We start from the raw sequence: 23,573 nt of genomic DNA, 5'->3' as shown, positions 1-23,573 counted from the left end.
TGGGGCAGCTATTGCGGCGCAGGGTTCAATTCAAATTCCCCCAATAACGTTGTGGACAAAAAAGGCCGCCCGAAGGCGGCCTGTCGATTTTGCGTGAATGCCATCAGCTGATATAGATCGGGCCAACGCCCATGCCCCAGAGAATGACCGAGCTGGCGATCATCGCCACCAACACCACCAGACCCACCGCCAATACGGAGCTGGAGAACATGAAACCCTCGTCATCGGGAATGTTCATGAAGGTCGGTATACCGACGTAGAGCAGATACACCGTGTAGCAGATTGCGACCGTGCCCACGACCATGCCCAGCCATAGATGTGGATAGAGCGCTGCAAGGCCTGCGATGAACAGCGGGGTTGCGGTATAGGCGGCGAAGACCACGCACTGGGTCAGGCTCGGATTGGCATCGTAGGTACGTGCCATCCAGTGAATGAAGGCGCCCATCACGGCCACGCCTGCAAGCATCGCCAGGTAGGACATGATGGTCATCACCATCGCACTGCCCTCGGTCAGCATCACCGGTGTTCGGTCGCCGATGGCCCAGCCAACCTGAGTTGTGCCGATATAGGCTGAAATGGCGGGAATCGCCGCGAGAATCAGCACGTGGGTCAGGTACATGTGGCTGATGGATTCCTCCTCGCCACGGATTTCTTGCCATTCTTGATCGGGATGGGTGAAGAGCCCCCAAACGTGGTGGATCATGCCAGACACCTCCTTTTCTTATGACGGTCGCCCCCCAGCGAACGCCCGGGGCGCGTGTACAGCGCCGCCGGGTGTCAGGCCGAAATTATGCGACCTTATGTCGCAGTATAGACAGGGCCTGGAGCCGGCGTGGTGTCTGGCTTTAGAGCAAATTGCTCTCTAGCGATCAGTGGTAATAGCGCTCAAGTATTTCCATGGCCAGGTTGATCGACTGCAACCGCTCTGTACTGCCGCCTCGGTCCGGATGATGGATGCTGACCATTTGTCGGTAGCGCTGCTTGATTTGTGGCAGATCGAGCGTGCGTTCGTTGCTGAGCTCGAACAATTCGAGGGCTGCCTGTTTCTCGTCGCCGCCCTGCATGCGCGTCCAGAAACTGGTCAGCAGGCGTTCTACGTCGCGTTCGTCGGTATCGCGCAGATGGTTCATGTCCAGGTAGTAGTCGCGCAGTTCATCGCGTTGGCTGAGCCCCGCAGTGCCGGGCTGATAGGGCAGCAGGCGGATGCGCAGCGGGCTGATCTCGAGCAGGTGCGTCTGTTCCTGCCAGAGCTGATCACGCAGGCGGTAGAGGGCGTTGAACAGCAGAAAATGGGTGCGGAAGAGCACCAGCTTGTCAGTCAGCGGCAGGTTGGGCAAATGGCCGCTGTGGCGGGCCTTGAGTTGCTGGATAAGGGCATATTCGGCCAGCCCGTCGGGGGCGGCCTGGAGCAATTGCAGCACCTGCTCGGCTAGGTCCTTGTTGGGGTCGAGGTCGTCTTTCATCGGCCGAGCCTAGCATTTAACCGTCAACGGGGTAGGGGCGCGGCGCCTTTGTGCGTAAAATGTCGCGCTTTCGTTCCCACCCCTCGGATTTCGACGCACCATGGGCACCCTCTCGGTCAACCAGAACAAACTGCAGAAGCGCATTCGCCGCCTGGCCGGCGAAGCCATCACCGACTTCAACATGATCGAGGATGGCGACAAGGTGATGGTCTGCCTGTCCGGCGGCAAGTTATAACCAAAAAAATATTTGTAAAGCCTATAAACCTGTAGACATTGCCTGTAAGCCCCGCCTTCCGTCGCTTTTCCTTTCCTCTCGTTTGACAGAACTCATTTGTGGACTAGTTTGTAACTAAATCGGTTATTGGACTAGCTTTTTTGTCAATCATGAAAGTCAAACGATACCAATTCAATTCGTTGCCCTTCGTGTCGATAGTGGACGAAGCGGATTGCCCTATTGATCCGTATGTTTCCTGCTACCTCAATGGTGCTTTATCTGCTAAATCGGCCAATACGAGATTTAGGTACGCAAATGAACTGCTGTTCGTGCTGCAGTACTTTTCGGAAAAAAATATTGACCTACCCGAACGAGTTGCGTCGGGCATTTTTATCTCCCAGATGGAGTACATGCAGTTCTATGACAGATGCTGCTTAAGTAAGGGTTCTGGTGATGAAGGTATAAATATAAGATTTCTAGATATAAATGATAAACATCTAAGGAACATCATTGTTGCCAATCAGAAAGGGATGGCAAAGGTCGCTAGCGAAACCTTGCAAGGTCGCATCAGACGACTTCGACAATTTCTTTTATGGTTGTTCGATGAGTTTCACGAAGTGCAAGATGCTGACGAAAAAACAAAAAATAAATTTAATGAGCTTATTGCAAAAATTAGGTTAGATGAAGATGCCCTTGGCAAGAATGGAGGGCAACATGTTGGCGATCCTGAGGAATCGGTGATCCCGGATGACGTTTTCGTAAAGTTTTTAGAGATGGTGATGCCGTCCTCTCCTAATAATCCCTTTAAAGCATCTAGGGTGAGGAATTACTTGATCGTCAATTTGCTAGTCCTAAGCGGCATCAGAAGAGGTGCGCTGGCAAAATTGAAGATTTCTGACTGTCTATTTCATGGCACTAACGATCAGCTAGCTATTTATCGATCTGCAAATGATCCAACAGATCTGCGCTCTGAAAAACCCAATCAAAAGACAAAAGCACACTTCGCCTCGGTTGATCCAGGTTTTTTGGAGAAGGTTAAGTTCTATATTGACAACGTTCGTATTGCCTTTCCTCGTGCGCAATTCCATGACTTCGTGTTTGTCAGCGAAAATGACTCTAAAGGCACTGCGGGTCAGCCTCTTTCTTTAAAGGCAATAAATGCAATATTTCAAAAGCTCTCTAGGTCGCTGGGCTTTCATGTCCATCCTCATTTGTTGCGCCACAAATGGAATGAAATTTTTGATAAGAAAGGGGAGTCGCTTGGGGTCAATCCGGCTTTGCTTGAGGATGCTAGAAAATATGCCATGGGCTGGTCGCAAAATACGACTCAGAACAGACGATATAATGAAAAGCGAATTGCGCTGAAGACGAGAGAGATATCAATGGCGCATCAAAAAAGAGTGGATCCGCAAAAATGACTCGCGAGAAGAGGCGGGAAGTTTTTAAGTCTCTGACTAATGAAGGCTCATGGATTACGGCCAAATCTGGCCTGATGGTGAATACCTCGGAGGATGTATGGATATTACTGCCGAATAATGGAAAAGGAAAACGGTTGTGCGTTGACTGGGTTCATTCGTCTAACATGCCAGATGATGATAAAAAATTAATTCTGAGTGTATTTGTGGACTACGTGCGAACCAAGGCTGCGAGTACGGCGTCAGGTATCGTTTGCAATGTAAAGCCATTTATGTTGAATGGCATTCCGTCCCTAGCCAGAGTTAAATCTATATGGAGTGGGCTGCAGACAAACAATAAGAAGGGCCTCAATCAGTTCTTTGGGACGCTCTCTAGGCAAGGTAATACACGGTATGAAGAATATCACAAGTATACGCGGACACATTTGGACAAGGGTAAAGACAATACTCTTGATCCTTCCATTGGGGCACTAAGCGATATTGAGTTTGACTCGTTAGCCAGGCAGATCAATGAAAATATACAAGAGTTCGACTGGGGCGCCAGTCGGGATCTTTTGTTTTTTCAGTCGCCGAGGCTATATGCGCGGCTCAGAAATATAGTCACTAACAAGTTGTTGCTCTCCATCGTAAGGCGGCCAATTCAAATTGCGCTATTGAAATGGTCTGATTTGATCCCCTCGGGTGCGAGTTTTCGCGACGCGGGAATTCTTCCTGTGGACGAAATCGGCACGGTAGGGGGGCAAACATTGCAGCTTAGAGTGTTCATAGTTAAGTCTAAGGGCGCACAATTCTCAAGGGAGCGGCCCGAGCGCTATCCAATACATCTTTCCGAATATATCTCAGGGGTTCTTATAGACTATAAACGGGTGGTATTGGAAGGGCTCAGACTAGTGATGGACTCAGCAGAGATTCAAGTGGATCAATCTGAACTCTTGAGCCTCATGAATGATATGCCTATGTTTCCAGCGGTTGATTTTTTTAAAGTGCGATTTGACTCTTTAGATTTGTTCAAAAGCATGTTTACGCCAAAGTCTACTGCCTACCACATATCGGAGACTGCAGTTGCACACGCCATGAGATGGGTTCCGGTTGCCTCTGATCGAACTGTCGAATGTATGGCTACTTCCAATAGAATTCGTCACACCGTATTAACTCGCGGTGCTCAAAATGGTCTGCCCGCCGTTCAATTGGCCAAGATGACAGGTGTCACCGTGCCGGCTGCAAGGCATTACATAGATTTGGATTATGTATCTAGGAGAGAGATTGACACAAAGTATATCGGAAATGAGTTTCTAAAGAAGGCTTTTAGCCATACCTTAACTGTCGTTCCGGAAGGCGATGAGGTCATTGTCGACAATAAGTTCAACCCTGTTGGTGGGGCACTCAACAAGCATTCCTGCGCGACCTGTTCAACTGTTTTAGGGAGACCATTGGGGTGTTATGGGTGCCCAAACTTTCGTCCGATGCTAGAAGCTGATCACAGGTCGGTATTGGCTGATGCAGAGGGCAAGCTTGCTGCAAACCGCAACTCCCTAGTTAGTCCTATTTACGCCCGAAGTATTGAAAAACTGGAGAGACAGATTGTTTGGGTGAAGCAGACAATAATGGTTTGCGATGAAGAACTCGCAAGGCAGCGCACAATCAATGCTTAACAAATACCTTGGCCGATTGGAGCGGCTCATCAACGAATATCGCGAAGCCGAGCTAGCGCAATTTGAAGGACATGGCGGCAAGAAGGCGGAGTTTGATGATTTGGTCTGGTATCACGTGGACCCCAATACTGGCCGCCGAACCAGATTCTTGTGTGGTGTACATGGGCGTAAGGGCAAAGGCAACGCCGGCAACCATCCCATATACGCCCTTCCTTACCCCTATGACCACCTGATAAAAGTGTGGATCATAGAAACAACGAACACACCACTTTCCGTCAACGAGAAAAAAATTCGGACGTCGGTAGCTAGGAAATTGTTGTCACTCATGGATGGTGATCTCTATGAGCAATCAGAGTGCACAATCACCAGTCTTAATTTGGGGGCGCGTTCAGCTGACCGCTTGCGGCCGTTTCTCGCGTTCTGCGCTGAAAAGGGGGTGATGCGAAAGGTCAACCTGAAGGGCAGCGACAGCAGAGACAGGACGGGACATGCCACGTTTGACAATACGCTGGAGAAACTTCCAGATATCCAAGCAGTGCTTGCGCTAGCCGACATCTTCTCTACTGTATTTGAGTATGTGGATGAACATGGCTCGCTGCGCCCTGGTAAAGAGATAAAAATCCATGATGCCTTAGTAGTGACTTTTGGAACGCTGTCGCTGGCGTCGCCTAATCGAACTTCTGCGGAAATACCTGTTCTTCCTAAACAAAGACTGCATTGTTACTCTGAAAGCAATGGAGAGCTAGTTTATTACCTCGACTGGATTGGAAGTAAAGGCTACGGGAACAACAAGAACCACATACTTGCGGTGCTCGCTGATCCGATAAAGAAAGCCATGAACTTCTTTTACAAAGCATGCGAGCCAGCGAGAATTCTATGTCGATTCTACGAGAACCCGGACCAAAGCTTGAAAGCGTTGCTTGGTGGGTTCGAGATAGCGCCAGAACTAAAGAGGAATTTAAATTTAGCCCAGCGGCCCAATCTTTTCACATTGGGTTATGCATTAGGGTTCTATGGGGCTAATGATTGCGTTCCGATCCTTAAGGAAGGAGTTGATCTGACTTCCACCTATATAAGTCAAAGAGGCCATTTTTTCGAAAAAAAACCGATTTATTCATTGCGGCCTAAAGATCAGTTGTCCGTGTCGCAAACAAGAAGTGCAGCTTTAGCAGGATTACCCCACTTGTTCGGGTACGCCAATATGCCAAAAGTTTTTTCCGATAAGTCTGTCGTTTCGGTTGAAGAAGTGCAGGAGTGGTGGATTGCTTTCTATAGGACATCAATTTTGCCGGAATTTCCACTCTCATTTTCAAGCGGAGAATCAAGTATCAAGCTTAAGGATGCCATGTTCTGCTTCTTGGGGAGTTGGCTTTATGGTGCGCCCGAGAGTGTCGGAAGTGGTGGGAAAGTTTTTCAAAAGACAAACTATGCGGTGGTGCCATTAGCGTCGCTAGGCGCCTCGGTTCTTACTCGACTGGTCGGCCAGGGGCGCTACACGACATCGATTTTTCAGGATTACGGATTTTCGTCAGAATTAATTCTGCGACCGCATAGTCTGCGGCACTTATCTAACACCCTTGCTGATTTAAGTAGCATTCCAGTTGAAATTATCACTGCTTGGTCTGGCAGAAAGAATCCCGAGCAAACCCATACTTATATTCATACGACTCACGACGAGAAAGCCAGTCGTGTGAGTGCGATATTGAATCCGCCAGATATCGACAGGCGGGATATTCGAGTCGTTTCCCAAAATCAACTTACACAAACCACCAACCTGCCGGCATCTGTCACCTCCACCGGTCTTTGTACTCAAAATCTTAATGTAACGCCTTGCAATTATTTGAACGATTTCGTCTCGCAGTGCTTCATGTGTCCGGAGACTTGTCACATAGCAGGCGATGTGAAGACAATCGAGTTTTTTGAGAAAGATTTATCGTTTCAAACTTTGAGATTAGAATCGGTAGCGTGTGATCCACGCTTACCAAACTCCCAGGCGATGAGGCGGTGGTATCTAATTCACTCGCGAAATACCCATATTCTATCCATGCTGAATGATTTGATGAAAAGTAAGCCTGTCGGAACGATGATTCGTTACTCAAATAAAAATTCTGAGTTCAGTTTGACCGATCTAAATACCAAGATCATTACAAAGGTCGCGTGTGCCCTACCGGATTTTGAGGCTCGCCTGAAGGGTATTATTGAAGATAAGACTGCCAGAACAGCATCTGATGCTAATCCCGAGTTGCGCACTCTTTTATCCTCTTTCGGTCTGTCTGAAGGGGAGGTGTGATGTGGTAGTACCAAAAATATCAGCTCAGCAACAGCGTAAAATTGAGATTATGTTAGCTAAGTGGGTAGGTAAGCTGACTTGGGACGCGCTGGTCGCTAAGGTAGAGCTTGAGCTTGGCATAAAAACAACTAGACAAACCCTATGCACTTATGTCGGTATCAATACATATTATAAGAATAAAAAAGCTCAACTTCGTGGCACAACTCCTTCCCTGCTCACAAAGATAACTGCTTCTGAAGTAAAGCTTGTGGAGCAAATAGAGCACTTGAAGGCTGAGGTTGCGGTTCTCAAAAGAAATAATGCAGAGCAACTGCGTATGATTGAGAGGATGCTTTTGAACGCCAATGCCATTCCCAACCTTGATCTCTATGCCTTGATCAAGAAAAGACCTGAAGAGATACAAAATGGCTAATCATTCGTACACCTCCTCGACTATGCCGTATTGGGCACACGCTTGGTGTGCAATCCAAGGGGGCATCCAGGAGAGAAGAATTGCTTTCTCCCGGATATGACCATCACGCTTTAATTGCCCCTTCGCTGACTAGGCGAGCTGTTTGCGGGTCATACGCAAAACCGGTAATCGACCCATCTCGAATGCGCTCAACCGCCTCATCAATCACATGCAGCGGCACCAGAAACCACTCCCTAGGTTTGACCGGATGGCCGAAGCGGTCTTCGATGGTCAAGTCCAGCTGCGCCGCGCCGAACAGGCGGTGGAAGATGTTTTCCAGCCGGGTGCGGTTCAGGTTGTGCAGCTTGTAAGTAGCGACCACCTCCACATCAGCCAGCAGGTAGGTGGCGTCTTTGTCTGCGCCTGCGATGCGGGTTTCCACTCGGCCTCCGGTTACGCCGATCTTGTGGATCAGCTCGCGGTGCTCGGCCACGAAGGGGTGGTTAGACTGGCTGCGCAGCACATAGATAGTGCCGCTTTCTATGTCGTCCGGCTCGGCGATGTCGCTGAACAGTGGGCCTGAGTCGACCTTGATCAGCCGAGATCCGGCACGCCCCTCACTGTCCTTGTAAAGCGCCCGCTGTAGGGATCGTAGCAATAGATCGCTTTCCGTCTCATTGGAGTAGATGACGCGCAAACGCCCATTCGTCTCCGCATTCGGCGTTTTGTAGGTGTCCCCGACTTCTGCGACGTAGGCAATGAGCCCGCTCAGAATGAAGAAGTCTCCAGCCTCAATACTGGCGTTCTTGCCAAAAGGCTTGGTCACCCAGCGCTTTTGCTTCAGGCCTACTTCCACTTCATCAAACAGCGGCTTGAACTTCTCGAAGTCTTTACAGGGGTTCCGAGCGGCCATCTCTTCTGCCGCCTTTATTGCCGCACTGGAACGCACATGCCGCAGTACCGTGATGTCGTCCTGCTCGACGGACTCACTGCCGATGCCAAGCTCGGCGAGCAAGGCGTCCTCATCCAGGTCATCCACATTAGTCGTGGTGACCGCAGTACCTGACAGTAGGCCGTGAGTATCCAGACCGGCCAGTAGGGTTTGTGCCTCTGGCAGTTTGCGCAGTTGATCTAGGCGCACGGCATACAAGCGCTCAAAAATGTCGCGGTCTTCGCCATGCAGCGGAGCGCGGCCGTGGGTCTGATAGAAGCGCTGAATGTCCTCGAAGCCTGAGATGATGCGTTCTTCGCGAGGGGTTCGAGTGGCTTTCTTGAACGTGGAAACTTCTACCCCCAATGCATCCAGCAGGTCGTCATCGTTCATATCAGCCATTGGCGGATTCCCCCTGCGCCGCTTTGGCTTGGGCGCGGTAGCGTGCCAATGCTGCTACGCCTTCAGCCAGGCGTTTTTCCCAGGCATCGGCAGAGTTGATGTCGGGCAGGCGGCCGCGCTCGTTCTTGAACTGCAGGGCACGCTTGGCCAGCTCTCGCGCCTCATCTTCGGGGATGCTCACCTTCTTGGCAGCAATGCTGGCCTGAACCTGGCGCAGAGACTTTTCATCCATTGCCTTCGCCAGTACCGCATAGGCGGCATCGAAGGGGTTGATGCGGTCGATCAGGTCAATGTCCAGCTCGCGCACGTTAACGAATTTGCGCACGCCATCAAGCAGTGCTGTGCTGCCCTGCACGTTGTCGCTACCGTTTGCATCTGCCTGCGCCAGAGCCAACTTGGCCTGCTGGGTAATGTTCATGGCGGCGATGGCGTGCTGGCGGATGGCTTCCTGGTCGACGTCGCTCAAATCGGGGTACCGCTCGCGCACGATCTTGCCCATGCGCAGTTGAGTCAGCTCTTCCGGCAGGGTGTTCTCCTTATCGAACAGGCCGCGCTCCAGCACGGTTTTGTCCTGCAGGAAGCTGGTCACCACCTCGTTCAAATCTTCTTTGCAGATGCGCGTGGCTTCTGTGCTTTGCGGCGTGGTCAGGCCGTTAATCTCGACATGGAACTGGCCCGTGGTTTCATTCACACCCAGGTTGGTGCCGCCCGGTTGATACCCCTCCGGGCCATAATTGAAGCCTTCTTTCGGCCCGGTATCTTTCGGGGTGAACTCATAGCGCGGGGCGAGCACCTGTTCCATCAGCAGGCTGGCAGAAATGGCCTTGAGCATATCGTTTACCGCTTCGGCTACAGCTGCTTGATCAGCCATTGGCTCTGCGATCAGGTTGGTGAAGCGTGAGCGCTCTTTACCTTCTGCATCGCGGGTGGCACGGCCAATGATCTGCACGATTTCGGTCAGGCTCGAACGGTAGCCGATGGTCAGCGCATGCTCGCACCAGATCCAGTCAAAGCCCTCCTTCGCCATGCCCAGAGCGATGATCACATCGACGTTGTCGCGGTTGTTTTTCTGCGCCGGGTCTTTCAATGCGCCGAGCACTTTGGAGCGTTTGCCTGGGTCGCTGTCATCCACCAGGTCGGCCACTTTCAGCGTGCGGCCGTCCTTGGCTTTGATCAGGTGAAAGCCGGTGGTCGGGTCTACACCTTGCCAATCGCCGAGCGCGCTCATGATCTCGTTGACCTCGCGCTCTTTGTCCTTGAGGCTCTCGCGGGCATTTACGTTTGGAATGTGGACGATGGTTTTCAGTGCCGGGTCCAGCACCTTGGCGACCGCATCCACGTACCGGCCGGTGTAGAAGAAGTAGCCAATATCCAGCGACTTGAGCCAGCGGTAGCCGTTGAGCTGCTCGTAGTAGGTGTAGGTGACTGTCTCAAATTTGTTCTCTTCCGACGGGGCCAGCACGGCCTCGCTGTCACCACGGAAGTAGGAGCCGGTCATGGCAACCAGATGCACCTTGTCGCGGTTGATAAACGCGCTCAGTTGGCTACCCAATTTGTTGTCCGGGTTGGCGGAAACGTGGTGGAACTCGTCGATGGCAATCAGGCGGTTGTCGAAGGCGTCAATGCCCAACTCTTCCACGGCAAAGCGGAAGGTGGCATGGGTGCAGACCAGCACCTTGTCGCTGCTGTTCAGGAAGGCGCGCACTGCATCTACCTTGGACTTGGCCACACGCGGCTCATCGATGCCTGGGGCATTGCACAGGTTCCACTGTGGGGCTACTTGCCAGTCCCAGTAGAAGCCATGTTGGCTCAGCGGCTCATCGGCAAAGCTGCCGCCAATGGAACGTTCCGGCACTACGACTATGGCCTGCTGCAGTCCCTGGTTGTGGAGCTTGTCCAGAGCGATAAACATCAGGGCGCGGGACTTGCCTGATGCCGGTGGCGATTTGATCAGCAGATACTGTTCGCCGCGCTTGGTATAGGCGCGTTCCTGCATGGTACGCATGCCCAGCTCATTGGCCTTGCTGGATGCCCCAGTATGCGCGGTAGCAATGGATACCGACGGCACTGTGTAGCTGTTGGTCGGGTTGGTAGTGTTAGTCACTGTGATTCTTCCTCCGTGAGAGTGCCGTCGCCTGGGCATTGTGGATGCAGCCTTTGAGATCAGCTAACCACTCGCTGTAGCCTTCGGGGGGCGTGGTCAGGTTAGCAAGGGTATCGCTCATGCCTTTTTCCCTCGAGACTGTTTCGGCGTGGCCTTTGCCGTGTCTGCTGTCATCTTGGTGTAGAGGTCAAACAGCTTTTCCAAACGTTCGGTATCGTTTCTAAAACGCCGACCGATATAGATGCGCTCCAGCACTTCATCGCTGTGCTCGTGGGCATGGCGCAGGTTGTCCGGCATTTTTTCCGGGTCGTACAGGTCAGCAATTGTGGCGGGGAAGTGGGCTTCGCGGGCCAGCAAAATAGCCTCGGCGCAAGCAGTAAGATCGGCCTTATTTTGTTCGGTGAGCAGCGGTACAGGGAATGTGTTCCAACCGAGGGTATTGGAGTAGCGAAAGTCACTTTTTATCTTGCCGCAAATTGTAGCGATCCAGACAAGGTGTAAGCGAGAGGCATAGATCGCCATATTCCAAAGTGGGGCGTCATATAAAGCTGAAGCGCTGTCAGCGACAATGTCACCTTTAGCTCCAAGCGCAAAAGGCAAAAAATCACGGTTTTCAGAACTGTGGCGCGGAATGATGAACGGATGCTCATCACCTGTCTGGCGGATCTCGCCAAACAGATGTGGCGTCTTAGCCAGTTCTTGAGTCGGCTTTTTGTCGCTATCCATACGCATAGATTTTACGGCGGCCAGCCGTTCGGAAATCTGTGTGTTGGCCAAAAGTTCCGCTTCAGTCGATTTGCTCAGCCATAGACAGAAGCGCTCTTTCCCTTGGATAGAATCTTCCGAGCCAAGGAATCGACGCACAACTTGTTGCTGCTGATGTTCGGTCAGTTTGAGTGACTCAATTTCGTCTCTATCGAGCAATAAATTTCCCCCGTCAGTAGGGGCGCTCCCTTTTGTCATGGTGCTAAGCCCGCTAATGGGGGTAGGCCTTTTTGCGACAATTATATTTTGTGCGGGAACCAAGTAGGCGTTTATATTATCGGCTTCTTTTACGGAAAAATTCCCGTCTTTGTCCAGAGCATACAGGTGGCGCTTCTTGCTGGCTTGGCATGAGATGCCAACAATCACAACTGTTACGCCTGCGTTGTGTGCGGCTAAGTTGGTCCACTTAAATGAGGTGTGCGCGAATGTGATTTGATGGCCCGTTGAAAAAATAAGCGGCCATAAGGCTGGAACTTGTTGCCCCTGGCAAATGGAGTTTGTTGATACAAAAGCAGTCGTGGTCTTGGTTTGGCTGCCGTAGTCCGCTGCCTTCATAAACCAGCCAGAAACATAATCAAGTGATTTCCATGTTCTCGTACGATGACTAAAGATGGATTGTAGGTCTGCCTTGCGGCTTTCATCTTCTTTTTTCAATCTCTCCTTAACTTCTTTGCTGGCACCTTTCGGGGCTTTTACTGTCGCGCCGACATATGGTGGATTACCACAGATATACGTTTCTCCTCCTTCATTCTCAAAGTCGATCTCTGTCTGATCCAACGGGGTGCTGAACAAGTCATCACCAACCACCTTCACCCCAGTTCCCGTTGGTGGGCAGATGCTTAACCAATCCAGGCGTAAAGCGTTGCCGCACACAATCCAGTTCTGCGAATCCAGTGGCAGAAATTCGGCCAGTGCATCCTGCTGGCCTCGATACAGCACGTCGCATTGAAACTCGGCAATGATCAACGCTAGCCGGGCAATTTCTGCCGGAAAGTCGCGTAGCTCGATGCCGCGAAAGTTGGTCAGCGGTATTTCGGACTTATTGTGAGCCTCCCCCCGGCGGAGATTGATCTCCGCCTCGATCTCGCGCATCTGCTTGTAGGCGATAACCAGGAAATTGCCGGAGCCGCATGCTGGGTCAAATACGCGGATGCGTGCCATACGCTTGCGTAGGTTAAGCAGCTTGGATTTGTTATCGCCTGCAGTATCTAGTTGCGCGCGTAGATCATCGAGAAACAGCGGGTTTAACACCTTGAGGATATTCGGCACGCTGGTGTAGTGCATGCCTAGTGCGCTGCGCTCTTCATCATCGGCCACTGCCTGAATCATGCTACCGAAGATATCTGGATTGATTTTCTCCCAGCTCAGCTCGCCGGCATTTCTAAGATAGACACGTGCTGCTCGGGTAAAGCGTGGTGTGTCTGTACTGCCAGAGAAAAGGCCACCATTCACATAAGGGAAAGCATTGGCCCAGCTGGGTAGGCGCGGTTCGGCACTGATACGCTCGGCCTTCTTGATGTTCATGGCACGGAAGATTTCAGACAGTACCTGGCCGGTGTTGGAGCCGTCGCGCTCGCTGCACTGCTCTACCGTTTTGGTAAACAGGCCATCGCCCGGAAAGATGTCGGTATCTTCGGCAAAGAAGCAGAAAATCAGCCGTGCCATAAAGTGGTTCATGTCATGGCGGCGTTCGGCCTTGGCCCAGTCCGGATTCTCGTTCAGCAGTTCAACGTACAGCTTGTTCAGGCGGCTGGTGGCGCGCACGTCGATGGGGTTGTCCTTGATCTCCTTGATGGTGGAGATGCCGGCCAACGGCAGCAGGAAACCGAAATGGTTGGGAAGGTCTTGATAGTCGCAGGTGATGGTTTCACCCGTGATCAGCTCTTCGGCCTCCAGCGTTTGCCCGTCGGTGACGAGGATGAACTTGGCTTTGGCTTTTGTGGTGGCCGAGCTGGTGCGCAGCGCCTTGAGCGTTTCGCCCACGGTGCCGGGCTCGCAGGCGGCGATATGAATGTTATTGCGCAGTAGTACGCCGCCGGGTACGTCCGAAGCGTTGTTGTTGCCAGCGCGTAGACGCTTGATCTCTGCGTCTTTTCTGCCAAATGCAGCCAAGAAGGAGAACGGGAATTCTGCCGCGTCAAAGGGCTCAAGAGCCAGCTCCGATATGGCGGACTCAATTTCTACTGCATTCATGGTTTACCACTGTCCAGATCGCTGATGCGCGAAGGCGGCGACTTTGGCCGCAAAAATTTTGGGTAATGGCTACATCCCCTGGCCGGCACATGTTGCTCTGTCGGCTTGGCGTCAGCATCGGCAACTCAGCTCTGTTCAGCAGAATTGGCGTATGCCTAATGCCATCGGCGGCGACAGCCGAGCGCCCTGAGCCAGTGACCGGGAAATCAACCACTACACGATGCCGGGGGATGATAAAGGAAGGCGCTTCTTTAATGCGAAAAAGCCGCAGACCTCCAAGTGTTGTCTGCAGTTGCAGGGGCCATCCGAGAGCGAAGTTCGGCCCGGACTGGTCAGGCCTTCTTGAACACCGCTCTCGATCAGACGCGGAGCTACAGCTCTGACAACCGAGGCAGAAGGCAGGATGGATCGCAAGCGAGCTCGCTTGCGATTCGATACAGCTTCTCGACGGTGATGTTTACTTCGCCACGCTCGATTCGCCCCATATAGCTACGGTCCATACTGCAGGCCAGCGCTAGAGCATCCTGAGAAATCCGGCAAGCCTTTCTCTGCGTCCGGATGCGTTCCCCTAACGCCTTCGCCAACTTATCCATGACCGTCTCAATTCCAGTTGAGGCGGCACTATCGTGTGTTTGCGGACGTAGGAGCCACGGATTATAATCCGCATTTCCTCTGCGTTAACTCTTCTGGTGCCTCAATGAAATCGGCCTCGTTTACCTTCGACAGGCGTCTGTACGAGCTGCTTCAGGAGGAAGGGCGTTCAAGGTTCACGACGCGTGAACTGCGTGATGCCTATGCCAAGCGCCTTGATGGCATGACTTTCCGTATCGGTGATGTGCGCCGCTATGTGTATGAGCAGATCCGCCGAATGCTGCGCATGGGTTGGGTTGTGCTCGATGAAGAGCGCCGTTCGCGGGGACAGGTCTACCACTTGCAGCCGATTCCGGCACATCTGCAATTGGAGCTGATCGACAACGGGTTCGAGAACAGCCATAAGACTGCTTGTGAGCCAGAGCAGGAGCCGTCAGCGTTCGATAATGCGGCGGTGCCGCAACCATCAGTCGATGCGGATCAGCACCTGGAGGCGCTCCTCAAGGAAATCAGGCTGGACTTCCTCGCATCGATGGGCGAGGCGGAGCGATACAAGCTGCTCCTCGATGATATGCCGCATCTCCGGGATAAGGTCGAAGGCGAGTACCTAGAAGCTAGAGACCGAAGCTCGCGCCTGCTGGGCCATCTTCGCGCCATCGAGAAGACACTCAAGACGCTTGCCTCCGCACGATGACCACACTGCTGCGAAACTGGCAACGCCGCTGCATCGACGCGGCACTGGAGCACTTTACTGCCACGCCGCACTTCTTCTGCCAGGCAACGCCGGGTGCCGGTAAGACGCGTATGGCGGCAGAGCTGGCCAGCAGGCTGCTTGAGCAGGACCGGATCGATCTGGTGCTCTGCTTCGCACCATCCTGCCAAGTTGTCGAGGGCTTTCGCTCGTCCTTTGCTGCGGTGCTCGGCAGACGCTTGGATGGCCAACTCGGCGCAGTTGGGGCAGCGTTCACCTATCAAGCCATGGAATACCGAGATGAGGCGTTCTGGCGACTCCTCGATGACTACCGTGTATTCGCGGTTTTTGACGAGATTCACCACTGCGCCGGCCACGATGTACTCCTGAGCAACACCTGGGGCCAACAGATTCTTCAGCGGGTACAGGACAGGGCCACCTTCACCCTGGCCCTCTCCGGCACCCCATGGCGTTCGGACGATAGGGCCATTGCCCTGGCCCGCTACTCGACGCCCGAGGGGCACCTGATCTGCGACTACCGCTACGGATTGAAAGAGGCCATTGCTGATGGTGTGTGCCGCTCCCCTCGCATTGTCCTGCTCGACAACCAGAAGGTGAAACTTACCGAGGAGCTGGACACAGAGAGCACTGTCAGGATGTTTCCCAGCATTGCCAAACTATTGGGGGAGTCCCCTGTCACCTACGAAGAGCTGTTGCGTCATGACGAGGTGATTGATCAGTTACTCGGTCTCGGGTGCAGCAAGCTGGATGAGCTTCGCCTGATCAAGCCTGATGCGGCAGGCTTGGTGGTTGCCACCGACATCGAGCACGCCCAGCAAATTGCCTTAGCCCTGGAAACCCTGGGTGAAGGTTGCCGCATCGTGACCAACAAAACCCCGGCTGCGCAGCAGGTTATCAATGCGTTCAGACACAGCGCCTGCCGTTGGATTATCGCAGTTGGAATGATCAGCGAAGGCACGGACATTCCTCGACTCCAGGTGTGCTGCTACCTCAGTCGCATCCGCACTGAGCTGCATTACCGACAAGTGCTGGGGCGAGTGCTTCGGCGCACAGGCGAGCCCGATAATCAGGCGTGGCTGTTCATGTTAGCGGAGCCGACACTGCAGTGCTTGGCTGAGAGAATTGCAGATGATCTACCGGATGACCTGGCAGTGCTGAACGAGGTAGGGATGCCAGCCTCCACTTCAGGTTCAATATCTGGCTGGATTGGGGCTGCTGGCAATATCGATGTCGTGGATGACAGTAATGGAAGTGGCATTGCGCAGGTAATTGGGGCAGGTGCTACATGCACCTTATCCCTGGGGGGCTCTGCCGCTGAGCCAAACCATCTGGTCAGCTTTTCCAAGCACTACCGGCAACAGTTGCTGGCTTGCTTTTGATGCTTGTATGGAGGACAGAATTCAAGCGTCGGCAGACGTGCTTGACTGAATCAGGAGATAGCCGCATTGACCCTTCCTCACGAAAGAACCCGCAGCGTCATCAAGACCGAAGAGTTCCTGCGAGAACTCGCCCGTAACACTGAGCTGCCTCAGGATATCCGCAGCTATGCGAAAAGCCTGCTCAGGCACTACCCGTCGGCCGACCAGATACTCTCGTTGGGGCGCCTTGAAGAGTGCCTGTTGAGCGATGCACCGGATGATGAATATCGACGGCGGGTGATCGCTTTCCATCAGCCGCTGTTCAGCTCGTCATTGGACTTCACGCGATAGAAATGAGAGCCGCAATGTCCAGCACTGATTTTGCTCTGTCGGTATCCACCCGCATTGCGCAACGGGTCAAGCGCTTACCCAAAGGGCAACCCTTCTGCATCAGCCGCTTTGCGGAGCTTGGAGCGCGTGGCGCCATATCCAAGGCGGTAGCTCGGCTGGTCAGCCAAGGCGAACTTGAACGGGTGCATCGAGGAATTTACATGCGCCCGAAATCCAGTCGATACGTTGCACGGGTTCGCCCAAATGTATGGGAAGTAGTGAGCTTGATCGCTAGGCAGAACCGCCATGTTCTACAGATTCATGGCGCTCATGCGGTCAGGTTGTTTGGACTGAGCACCCAGATGCCGCTCATTCCGATCTATTACACCAGCGGACCCAGCCGATCATTTTTTATAGGTAAGGGTGAGGTCCGGTTGGTACATGCGGCACCAATGGTCATGCAGCGTGCCGGGACCGAGGTAGGGGCGGCTATCAGCGCACTATTTTATCTCGGTAAAGACGGCTCGACCCCGGAATGCATTGCCGCGATCAAGAAGGTGCTCAGGCCTGAAGACCTAACCACATTAATGGCCTGCAAAATGCCGAAATGGATGCGCATGGCGTTGGAGCAGTCAGCGCGCATACACACCGTCAACACGCTTGCTCCTTAACGCTCTGTCAGGCAGATTTCCGTTGCTGGCCGAGTCCGACCAAGCGACATCGGCGGCATCCCTTCACCCCTTGACCAAACGAAGATGGGCACCTGATTTCCCACCAGAGTCCGATGGGTTAGCGCTCTGCCCCTTCAACACGTTCAACATCAATCCGAACGTCAATTCATTGATCTCCTCAGGACTGATTGCCAGTTCTCCCGCGACGCCAGCTTTCCCAACCCCATCTGCACGTAACGCGGCGAAAATCTTCTCCAGGATCACTGACCGCTCATGAGCAATAGATTCCGGCTCTTCGGTGCGATAGCCCTCTTGAGCAATCTGAATACACAGCGTTCGGTAAGTCCACTCCGTGGAAAGCCCCAGGCTATGAAGCCGGTAATTTAAGGCTGCCACAGAAACGGACCAGAGCTTCTTGTATTTGATGAGGCTTTTGATAGTGATCGAACGTGGAGCCATTGCTAGAACGCTTGCACGTGGCATTAGAAAAGCCGACGCAAAGGCATTCGCCTCACGCTCTAAATCAGGTCCTTGTGGGTGGGCATGCTGGTGCATAACCAAATGTCCTAATTCATGAGCTGCGTCAAAGCGGCAACGCTCGGCCGACTTAAAGGTATTCAAGAACATAAATGGGCGGCCGCCACTCCACATCGAGAACGCGTCGACCTCCTTTGCATCAATTGCAAGTGAGTAGACACGAACGCCTTTCGACTCAAGAAGCGCAATCATGTTCTTAACCGGCTGCTCACCTAAACCCCAGTGTGCCCTCAGCATCTCCGCAGCGGCCTCTGGCGCTTGGGCACTGCGTGATAGTGCCAGCTTATCGAGCGCCTCAAAATTCGTCAGTGCAGCGCGTTCGGACCCCAGGTCCGGAAGATCTGGCTCTGGCAAATCGAAACGTTGCTCGATCCAGTCATTCAGCAGGAGCGCAATTGCGCCTGCACCGAGAGCTGAATCCCTAAGGCCAGCAGTCATCTTTGAGAGCGACCGGAAACTGGCAACATCCGGCGTTGGCACCTCAGGATCATCACCAAAGAAAAACGCTTCGGGGAACCGAAGCGTTTTAGCGATTTTTGCCAGGGTTCCAGGCTCAGGCTCCTGCGTGCCACTCTCGTAGCCGGAGACTGATCGCTCCGTTACTCCTATATGAGTGGCAAGCTCACGCTTTTTCATACCTCGCCGGCGACGGGCGAGCGCAAATCGTTGTGGATTAAACATGATCTATCACGAGCTTTTACGGCGAATTTCGATGTCGATATCCGGACCGCCTGGGGAGGTAACCTCAAAGAAATCATCATCAAGAGCAAGGGTGCCAAGCATGATGCGTTCAGACCAGAAATTGATCTTGCCGCCTTTACCCATTCCCGATGGACGTGAGAGCTCGATGCGGATTTCCTTCTTCACCGTGTCGGTGTGGTGGAGCAGGATCCAGGTCTCATGAGGGCCTGATTCAGGCAGCTCCTCCGGATCGGGCAGCAAGTCATCAAACATGTCGAACTGGCAGTTCCGCTCAACAGCATCAACTGTATTTTTACCCTTCCTGGATCGGCTGCTCGGCATCCCCAGCAGATTTCCAACATAGCTATCTCCCGATGCGACAGCAATCGCGAGATTGAGCGCCGAGTGAACGGTAAGAGGGTAGTTCGACTGTTCATGCGCGACCCACCCTAGTGGGCGCAGCTGATCGCGCACCGCTCCTACCAACCAGCCCCACATTTCAAGGCCGGGAAAAATGCTGGGATGGTTAGGAGTCAGGCGAACCCGCTGTAGGTGAGCTTGATTGATAGCCTCACGCAGTGGCTCGCGCTCCAGACTCAACTGTTCAAGACGGGCGGCGATTTCATCCTGATCACTGAATACCTGGCAAGCCTGCATCTGAGGACTCCTAACACAACGGTGACTTCCGGTTATTCTTCCTCAAATGAGGTAAAAAAACAAGAAGCACACGTCGCGGAGGGAGACCGAGAGGACGTTGCAGCATGCGTGTTGCCGCCTGTGCATTTTCCACCCACATGCCGGAATTTCATTGACCCAGTTTCGAGCACCAAGCGAGTTGTAGAATTTCGCTTTCAGACTGCTGGGTTAGGGCAGAATAGCGTCGGCACCTGGGTTAAAAATGCACTGGCGATAACATTTGATGTTTGCGGCAGTACCGCCTCCCGTTCCGGATTGGCACAGTAATAGACTTGATTCAAATTCGGAGGAAGCATGGGTATTTCGTATTACCTCGCATGTTTGGAGACCCGGCAATATGTCTGGGTTGGCAGGCTTGACCCACAGGGGGAGGTGCCGGCGGTGGACGTCGAAGGCTCCATCGCCATGTTCGCGCTGGAGAATCGGAACAAACCGTTGATCGTCGTTAGTGAAAGCCATCCGATCCTCGAAGAGGGAATGGAGTGGTCGCCGCCCGCAACGCAAGAAACGTGCAGCGGACAACCATGACGAACCACCGCCAACCGCATCTGTCGAAGACCTGCCATATCCACCGCCGGCATGGCACACCAGACCATGCTTGAGCTAACGCAGCGGGGCTGGAAAACTGGCAAAAGGCGCTCCGTTGCGCAGTGCCCTCGGTTACTCTTTTTAATACGAAGATGAGGTCTGCCCGGTGACAGAGAGCCATAAAGACACCATTTGCGATGTATGCGCTACCAGTACGAGGGTGCCGGGGTACGGCGAGCAGTTCGGGACGCTTCAGGCGCTCTGGGGCTATGGCGCAGGGCATGATGGCGAACGCTATCGAGTCAATCTATGCGAAAGCTGCTTTTTCGCGGCACTAGCGTTTTTGAAGCAGGAGCGCCGCACGCAGAATCTGTTCAGCGATGAGCAGCCCTGCGAGGAGCGCCCATTCGGACTAGTCGCCCGCGATGACTACTTTGGTGATTCGTAGCCATATCGCAGAGATGAGGTTATTGGCTCGCCAGCATCGAACTCAGGCCATGTCTGCACGACTTCTCGGTACAATGGCGTCACCGGCAATCGCTCTAGGGATCTCGCTTGACTGGCGCAAAACTCACTGAAGTCGAGATGCGGCGCGCGCTTGGCCTAGACCTCGCGCCTTCGAAATCGAAGCAGCCCATACCCAAACAGCACTCTACCGTCACACTCGTTGAATTGAGCGTGCGTAAGAACGGTGGTTCGCCATTCCGCTTCGAGCACCGCTCCCGTTCCATCAGTACTCTCGCTGCCCAACTCGAGGCCGAGAAAACAGCACGGGAGAAAGGGTATGAGGTCTGGGTCGTGTTGGATATCAGGCAGGTTTCATCATAGAGCCGCAACAGCCGTCAGTCAGTCCACGCCTCGCTGATTGCTCTGGGGCAGTGAACGCTTGAGTCAACTAGATCGAGTCAGTTCGCACTCGGGCAGCTCTTGGCCGGCACCTGTCTCTTCCAGGGTAAGCCGCCTCAAGCCCTTACGTTACCGTCCATAACTGATCAATCCGCGTCGTATAGCTCGGGCTCATCATCTCCCGACGCATGCCCCAGTCCGGTTTCGCCGGCACCCCTGCAGGTCGCATCGTTCCACGCCCCCATCGTGCATTGATCGCATCCATCACCCCCATCACCCGCTCGGCAGCCATCGGCGGTGTCGCGACGAACAGGTCATCAGTGAACTCGCCACGCTGGCGCAGATCGAGCAACAGGATCTCCGCCTTACTGAATGCAAAGCCGGCCCGGAAGATCAGTTCCAGCCCCGCGGAGGCGGCTTTGGTTATCAGTCGGGTATCGTCGGTCGGATAGGGCAACTCACAGATAATGCCCTTGGTGAACTTCGGCTCGTCCGGGTTGAACATGCCAGTACGAATGCTGATCCGTACCTTCTTGCACAGGGAGTGCTGCGCGCGCAGCTTTTCACAAGCCCGAGCGGTGTAGGAGGCGACCGCTTCGCGGATCGGCGGCAGTTCATGTAAACGCTTGCCGAACATCCGGCTGCAGCAGATCTCTTGCTTCGGCGGTACTTGCTCCTCGAGCGCCAGGCAGGATGTGCCACGCAGCTCACGGGCCGTCTTCTCCACCACTACCGAGAACTTGCTGCGCAGTGTCCAGGCGTCAGCCTGGGCAAGATCCCAGGCAGTACGAATGTTCATGTCGGCCAGGTGGGCGGTCATCTGCCGGCCGATGCCCCAGACCTCGCTGACATCCATCACCTGCAGGAGCCTGTTGCGCTTTTCGGGCTTTCGGATGTCCACGACCCCACCGGTCTGCCGTTGCCATAGCTTCGCCGCACGATTGGCCAGCTTGGCCAAGGTCTTGGTCTGGGCAATGCCCACCCCCACCGGGATGCCAGTGCAGCGCAGCACCCGTGCACGCATCTCCCGCCCCAACCTCTCCAAACTGCCAGGCATACCGGTCAGGTCGGCGAACGCTTCATCAATGCTGTACACCTCAAGCACCGGAGCCATCCCCTCGAGAATGGTCATCACCCGCTGACTCATGTCGCCATAAAGCGCGTAGTTGCTGGAGAACGCAAAAATGCCGTGCTGCCGAAGCTTTTGCCTGATCTGAAAATACGGCTCACCCATCTTGATGCCCAGCGCCTTGGCCTCGGCCGAGCGGGCGATCACGCAGCCGTCGTTGTTCGACAGCACGACGATAGGCGTACGCAGCAGGTCCGGGCGAAACACCCGCTCGCAACTGGCGTAGAACGAGTTGCAGTCGATCAGGGCAATTGCCGACTCAGCCTGGGGCATGGCAGCGCACGCTGTGGGTGACCACGCCCCAGATCAGTAGCTCATCCCCCTCGAGTACGTAGCGCGGCGCGTAGGCCTGGTTCTCCGCCCGCAGAACGATCTGTTCGCCTTCCTTGGCCAAACGCTTCACCAAGGCATCGCCGTTGAGCGCAGCGATGACAATCAGGCCAGGCCGCCCCTCCATCGCCCGATTCACGATAGCCAGGTCGCCATCAAACATCCCTGCGTTGATCATGCTGTCGCCGCTGATGCGCACCAGATACATATGCGGCGCGCGGAGGTCGAGAAGCTCGTCGAGGGATATCTCGGCTTCGATGTGATCCTGCGCCGGCGAGGGAAACCCGGCCGGGACGCGGAAGGAATACAAAGGCAGGCACACGGAGCTGCTGCTCAGTGGCCCAAGGATCGTGCAGGACATAGTGCACCCGTAATAATGCTGTATTTATATACAGTATAAAACAAACCAACCCACCTACAATCAGAATGAGAAAGGCGATGACGAGCGGACGGTCATGTGCGGACGATTTGCGCAGTATCAGGGGATGGCGGATTACCTGCGGGAGCTGAACAGCGAGCAGGAGGTGATCGGCGGCTACGACAACCTGCCGATCGAGCGCTATAACGTGGCACCACAGACCAACGTGCAACTGCTGCACGCGGAGGGAGGGGGCCTGACGATCGCCGCGGTGAGATGGGGGTGGGCACCGCACTGGGCGAAGAAGGGAAAGATGCCAGCACCGATCAACGCCCGCGCCGAGACGGTGGCGAGCGGCAAGTTCTTCAAGCAGATATGGCCGTACCGCGCGCTGGTCGCAGCTGACGGCTGGTATGAATGGGTGAAGGACGAGACCGATCCGAAGCACAAGAAACCCTACTTCATCCGCCTGCGCAGCGGCGAGCCGATGTTCTTCGCCGCCATCGGCCAGCTCCCCCACGCCGGCAGCGAGATTCGCGAAGACGATGGGTTCGTGATCATCACCGCCGACGCCCAAGGTGGCATGTTGGATATCCATGATCGCCGGCCAGTGGTACTGCCAGCGGACTTGGCCCGAGAGTGGATAGACCCAAACACAACTTCGCAGCGTGCCGAGCAGATAGTGCAGGAACTGGGTCTGCAGTCCGAGGCATTCGAGTGGTACCAGGTCAGCAAGGCGGTGGGTAACGTGAAAAACACCGGGGCAGCGCTAATTGGCCCCCTTGATTCCAAGGAACCACCCGACAGGCTCTGATCGACCGGAGGCGAGATGCGCCAGTCAGCTGCGACTGGCGGGAAGCGGCCCAGAGTGTGTAAAAACACTTTCGCATCTTGTATGCCCCAGCCCACTGCTCCTGGGCGTAGTGATTTCCTAAGCATTTGCCACGATCAGCGCCGGTGGCGAGTCAGAGCGCTTATGAAGCACT

At 54.1% G+C, this 23,573-nt stretch carries 22 protein-coding genes and 1 pseudogene; 13 read left to right on the top strand and 10 right to left on the bottom strand.

Going from position 1 to position 23,573, the window contains the following annotated elements; genetic code table 11:
- Positions 1–103 precede the first annotated feature (103 nt).
- Together P3C50_RS19885 and P3C50_RS19880 are read right to left on the bottom strand one after the other, a co-directional pair.
- Complete coding sequence (locus tag P3C50_RS19885) at positions 104–703, bottom strand: Yip1 family protein (protein ID WP_197857912.1); 600 nt, start codon at positions 701–703, stop codon at positions 104–106.
- Positions 704–869: 166 nt separating this feature from the next.
- Positions 870–1,463 (bottom strand): DNA-J related domain-containing protein, encoded by a 594-nt coding sequence (locus tag P3C50_RS19880; RefSeq protein ID WP_275547279.1) that lies wholly within the window; start codon positions 1,461–1,463, stop codon positions 870–872.
- Between the two features lie 100 nt (positions 1,464–1,563).
- Between P3C50_RS19880 and P3C50_RS19875 the strand changes: the two are divergent.
- The 5 genes and pseudogenes from P3C50_RS19875 to P3C50_RS19855 form a co-directional block, all read left to right on the top strand.
- Positions 1,564–1,692, top strand: a pseudogene (locus P3C50_RS19875) (tRNA 2-thiocytidine(32) synthetase TtcA); the annotation flags it as partial.
- Positions 1,693–1,895: 203 nt separating this feature from the next.
- Positions 1,896–3,095: a site-specific integrase gene (locus tag P3C50_RS19870; RefSeq protein WP_275547278.1), complete on the top strand. Its 1,200-nt coding sequence runs from the start codon at positions 1,896–1,898 to the stop codon at positions 3,093–3,095.
- Positions 3,092–4,744 carry a hypothetical protein gene (locus tag P3C50_RS19865; protein WP_275547277.1) on the top strand — a complete coding sequence of 551 codons (1,653 nt, stop codon included), beginning with the start codon at positions 3,092–3,094 and terminating at the stop codon, positions 4,742–4,744. The genes P3C50_RS19870 and P3C50_RS19865 overlap by 4 nt, the downstream gene beginning before the upstream one ends.
- Entirely contained in the window at positions 4,707–7,034 is a 2,328-nt protein-coding gene (locus P3C50_RS19860) for a hypothetical protein (protein ID WP_275547276.1), read from the top strand. Before P3C50_RS19865 ends, P3C50_RS19860 begins: the two co-directional genes overlap by 38 nt.
- Before the next feature lies 1 nt (position 7,035).
- Positions 7,036–7,446: a hypothetical protein gene (locus tag P3C50_RS19855; RefSeq protein WP_268128026.1), complete on the top strand. Its 411-nt coding sequence runs from the start codon at positions 7,036–7,038 to the stop codon at positions 7,444–7,446.
- Between the two features lie 103 nt (positions 7,447–7,549).
- Here P3C50_RS19855 and P3C50_RS19850 read toward each other — a convergent pair whose 3' ends face one another.
- From P3C50_RS19850 to P3C50_RS19835, 4 genes are all read right to left on the bottom strand, one after another.
- Positions 7,550–8,758 carry a GIY-YIG nuclease family protein gene (locus P3C50_RS19850; RefSeq protein ID WP_275547275.1) on the bottom strand — a complete coding sequence of 403 codons (1,209 nt, stop codon included), beginning with the start codon at positions 8,756–8,758 and terminating at the stop codon, positions 7,550–7,552.
- Positions 8,751–10,862 carry a DEAD/DEAH box helicase gene (locus P3C50_RS19845; protein WP_177429728.1) on the bottom strand — a complete coding sequence of 704 codons (2,112 nt, stop codon included), beginning with the start codon at positions 10,860–10,862 and terminating at the stop codon, positions 8,751–8,753. Before P3C50_RS19845 ends, P3C50_RS19850 begins: the two co-directional genes overlap by 8 nt.
- A gap of 117 nt (positions 10,863–10,979) precedes the next feature.
- Complete coding sequence (locus P3C50_RS19840) at positions 10,980–13,820, bottom strand: DNA methyltransferase (protein ID WP_275547274.1); 2,841 nt, start codon at positions 13,818–13,820, stop codon at positions 10,980–10,982.
- A gap of 371 nt (positions 13,821–14,191) precedes the next feature.
- Positions 14,192–14,413 carry a helix-turn-helix domain-containing protein gene (locus tag P3C50_RS19835; RefSeq protein WP_173177978.1) on the bottom strand — a complete coding sequence of 74 codons (222 nt, stop codon included), beginning with the start codon at positions 14,411–14,413 and terminating at the stop codon, positions 14,192–14,194.
- 104 nt (positions 14,414–14,517) lie between these two features.
- On the opposite strand from P3C50_RS19835, the gene P3C50_RS19830 reads away from it, so the two are divergent.
- From P3C50_RS19830 to P3C50_RS19815, 4 genes are all read left to right on the top strand, one after another.
- Entirely contained in the window at positions 14,518–15,105 is a 588-nt protein-coding gene (locus P3C50_RS19830; protein ID WP_062832656.1) for a hypothetical protein, read from the top strand.
- The gene (locus P3C50_RS19825) at positions 15,102–16,502 is read left to right on the top strand and encodes a DEAD/DEAH box helicase (protein ID WP_062832657.1); all 1,401 of its coding nucleotides are present in this window, start codon (positions 15,102–15,104) and stop codon (positions 16,500–16,502) included. The genes P3C50_RS19830 and P3C50_RS19825 overlap by 4 nt, the downstream gene beginning before the upstream one ends.
- A 66-nt stretch (positions 16,503–16,568) precedes the next feature.
- Positions 16,569–16,832: a BPSL0761 family protein gene (locus tag P3C50_RS19820; RefSeq protein ID WP_062832658.1), complete on the top strand. Its 264-nt coding sequence runs from the start codon at positions 16,569–16,571 to the stop codon at positions 16,830–16,832.
- A 14-nt stretch (positions 16,833–16,846) separates the two neighbouring features.
- A complete protein-coding gene (locus P3C50_RS19815; protein ID WP_079767685.1) occupies positions 16,847–17,482 on the top strand; it encodes an AbiEi antitoxin N-terminal domain-containing protein in 636 nt (211 codons plus the stop codon).
- A 63-nt stretch (positions 17,483–17,545) separates the two neighbouring features.
- On the opposite strand, the gene P3C50_RS19810 is transcribed toward P3C50_RS19815, so the two are convergent.
- Positions 17,546–18,700, bottom strand: a complete 1,155-nt coding sequence (locus tag P3C50_RS19810) for a helix-turn-helix domain-containing protein (RefSeq protein ID WP_062832659.1) — start codon at positions 18,698–18,700, stop codon at positions 17,546–17,548.
- Positions 18,701–18,706: 6 nt separating this feature from the next.
- Positions 18,707–19,357, bottom strand: a complete 651-nt coding sequence (locus P3C50_RS19805; RefSeq protein ID WP_045428535.1) for a hypothetical protein — start codon at positions 19,355–19,357, stop codon at positions 18,707–18,709.
- A gap of 333 nt (positions 19,358–19,690) precedes the next feature.
- Between P3C50_RS19805 and P3C50_RS19800 the strand changes: the two genes are divergently transcribed.
- The 3 genes from P3C50_RS19800 to P3C50_RS24185 all read left to right on the top strand — a co-directional run bounded on the left by P3C50_RS19800 (position 19,691) and on the right by P3C50_RS24185 (position 20,752).
- On the top strand, positions 19,691–19,924 hold the full coding sequence (locus tag P3C50_RS19800; RefSeq protein WP_031653269.1) for a hypothetical protein: 234 nt from the start codon (positions 19,691–19,693) through the stop codon (positions 19,922–19,924).
- A gap of 166 nt (positions 19,925–20,090) precedes the next feature.
- Complete coding sequence (locus P3C50_RS19795; RefSeq protein WP_041106953.1) at positions 20,091–20,372, top strand: hypothetical protein; 282 nt, start codon at positions 20,091–20,093, stop codon at positions 20,370–20,372.
- 137 nt (positions 20,373–20,509) lie between these two features.
- Positions 20,510–20,752: a hypothetical protein gene (locus P3C50_RS24185; protein ID WP_063540368.1), complete on the top strand. Its 243-nt coding sequence runs from the start codon at positions 20,510–20,512 to the stop codon at positions 20,750–20,752.
- 142 nt (positions 20,753–20,894) lie between these two features.
- Here the strand turns inward: P3C50_RS24185 and P3C50_RS19790 are convergent, their stop codons facing one another.
- Together P3C50_RS19790 and umuD are read right to left on the bottom strand one after the other, a co-directional pair.
- Positions 20,895–22,172: a Y-family DNA polymerase gene (locus P3C50_RS19790; protein WP_045428530.1), complete on the bottom strand. Its 1,278-nt coding sequence runs from the start codon at positions 22,170–22,172 to the stop codon at positions 20,895–20,897.
- Positions 22,159–22,590, bottom strand: coding sequence for a LexA family protein (gene umuD, locus P3C50_RS19785; RefSeq protein WP_023082840.1), 432 nt, complete (start codon positions 22,588–22,590; stop codon positions 22,159–22,161). The genes P3C50_RS19790 and umuD overlap by 14 nt, the downstream gene beginning before the upstream one ends.
- Before the next feature lie 94 nt (positions 22,591–22,684).
- On the opposite strand from umuD, the gene P3C50_RS19780 reads away from it, so the two are divergent.
- Positions 22,685–23,401 (top strand): SOS response-associated peptidase family protein, encoded by a 717-nt coding sequence (locus P3C50_RS19780; RefSeq protein WP_275547273.1) that lies wholly within the window; start codon positions 22,685–22,687, stop codon positions 23,399–23,401.
- The last annotated feature ends 172 nt before the right edge of the window (positions 23,402–23,573 follow it).

Origin of the sequence: Pseudomonas sp. Marseille-Q0931, assembly GCF_940789645.1 — a bacterium.
Lineage (GTDB): Bacteria > Pseudomonadota > Gammaproteobacteria > Pseudomonadales > Pseudomonadaceae > Aquipseudomonas.
Note: the sequence above shows the minus strand (reverse complement) of the source record. Positions and strands in the feature narration are given on the sequence as shown.

Excerpts from the sequence above, each read along its gene's own strand:
- umuD (WP_023082840.1), bottom strand. The coding sequence starts at position 22,590 with ATGTCCTGCACGATCCTTGGGCCACTGAGCAGCAGCTCCGTGTGCCTG.
- P3C50_RS19825 (WP_062832657.1), top strand. The coding sequence starts at position 15,102 with ATGACCACACTGCTGCGAAACTGGCAACGCCGCTGCATCGACGCGGCA.
- P3C50_RS19865 (WP_275547277.1), top strand. The coding sequence starts at position 3,092 with ATGACTCGCGAGAAGAGGCGGGAAGTTTTTAAGTCTCTGACTAATGAA.
- P3C50_RS19805 (WP_045428535.1), bottom strand. The coding sequence starts at position 19,357 with ATGCAGGCTTGCCAGGTATTCAGTGATCAGGATGAAATCGCCGCCCGT.
- P3C50_RS19885 (WP_197857912.1), bottom strand. The coding sequence starts at position 703 with ATGATCCACCACGTTTGGGGGCTCTTCACCCATCCCGATCAAGAATGG.
- P3C50_RS19815 (WP_079767685.1), top strand. The coding sequence starts at position 16,847 with ATGTCCAGCACTGATTTTGCTCTGTCGGTATCCACCCGCATTGCGCAA.
- P3C50_RS19780 (WP_275547273.1), top strand. The coding sequence starts at position 22,685 with ATGTGCGGACGATTTGCGCAGTATCAGGGGATGGCGGATTACCTGCGG.
- P3C50_RS19860 (WP_275547276.1), top strand. The coding sequence starts at position 4,707 with ATGAAGAACTCGCAAGGCAGCGCACAATCAATGCTTAACAAATACCTT.
- P3C50_RS19840 (WP_275547274.1), bottom strand. The coding sequence starts at position 13,820 with ATGAATGCAGTAGAAATTGAGTCCGCCATATCGGAGCTGGCTCTTGAG.
- P3C50_RS24185 (WP_063540368.1), top strand. The coding sequence starts at position 20,510 with ATGCGGCGCGCGCTTGGCCTAGACCTCGCGCCTTCGAAATCGAAGCAG.
- P3C50_RS19880 (WP_275547279.1), bottom strand. The coding sequence starts at position 1,463 with ATGAAAGACGACCTCGACCCCAACAAGGACCTAGCCGAGCAGGTGCTG.
- P3C50_RS19850 (WP_275547275.1), bottom strand. The coding sequence starts at position 8,758 with ATGGCTGATATGAACGATGACGACCTGCTGGATGCATTGGGGGTAGAA.
- P3C50_RS19790 (WP_045428530.1), bottom strand. The coding sequence starts at position 22,172 with ATGCCCCAGGCTGAGTCGGCAATTGCCCTGATCGACTGCAACTCGTTC.
- P3C50_RS19835 (WP_173177978.1), bottom strand. The coding sequence starts at position 14,413 with ATGGATAAGTTGGCGAAGGCGTTAGGGGAACGCATCCGGACGCAGAGA.
- P3C50_RS19810 (WP_062832659.1), bottom strand. The coding sequence starts at position 18,700 with ATGTTTAATCCACAACGATTTGCGCTCGCCCGTCGCCGGCGAGGTATG.
- P3C50_RS19800 (WP_031653269.1), top strand. The coding sequence starts at position 19,691 with ATGGGTATTTCGTATTACCTCGCATGTTTGGAGACCCGGCAATATGTC.
- P3C50_RS19830 (WP_062832656.1), top strand. The coding sequence starts at position 14,518 with ATGAAATCGGCCTCGTTTACCTTCGACAGGCGTCTGTACGAGCTGCTT.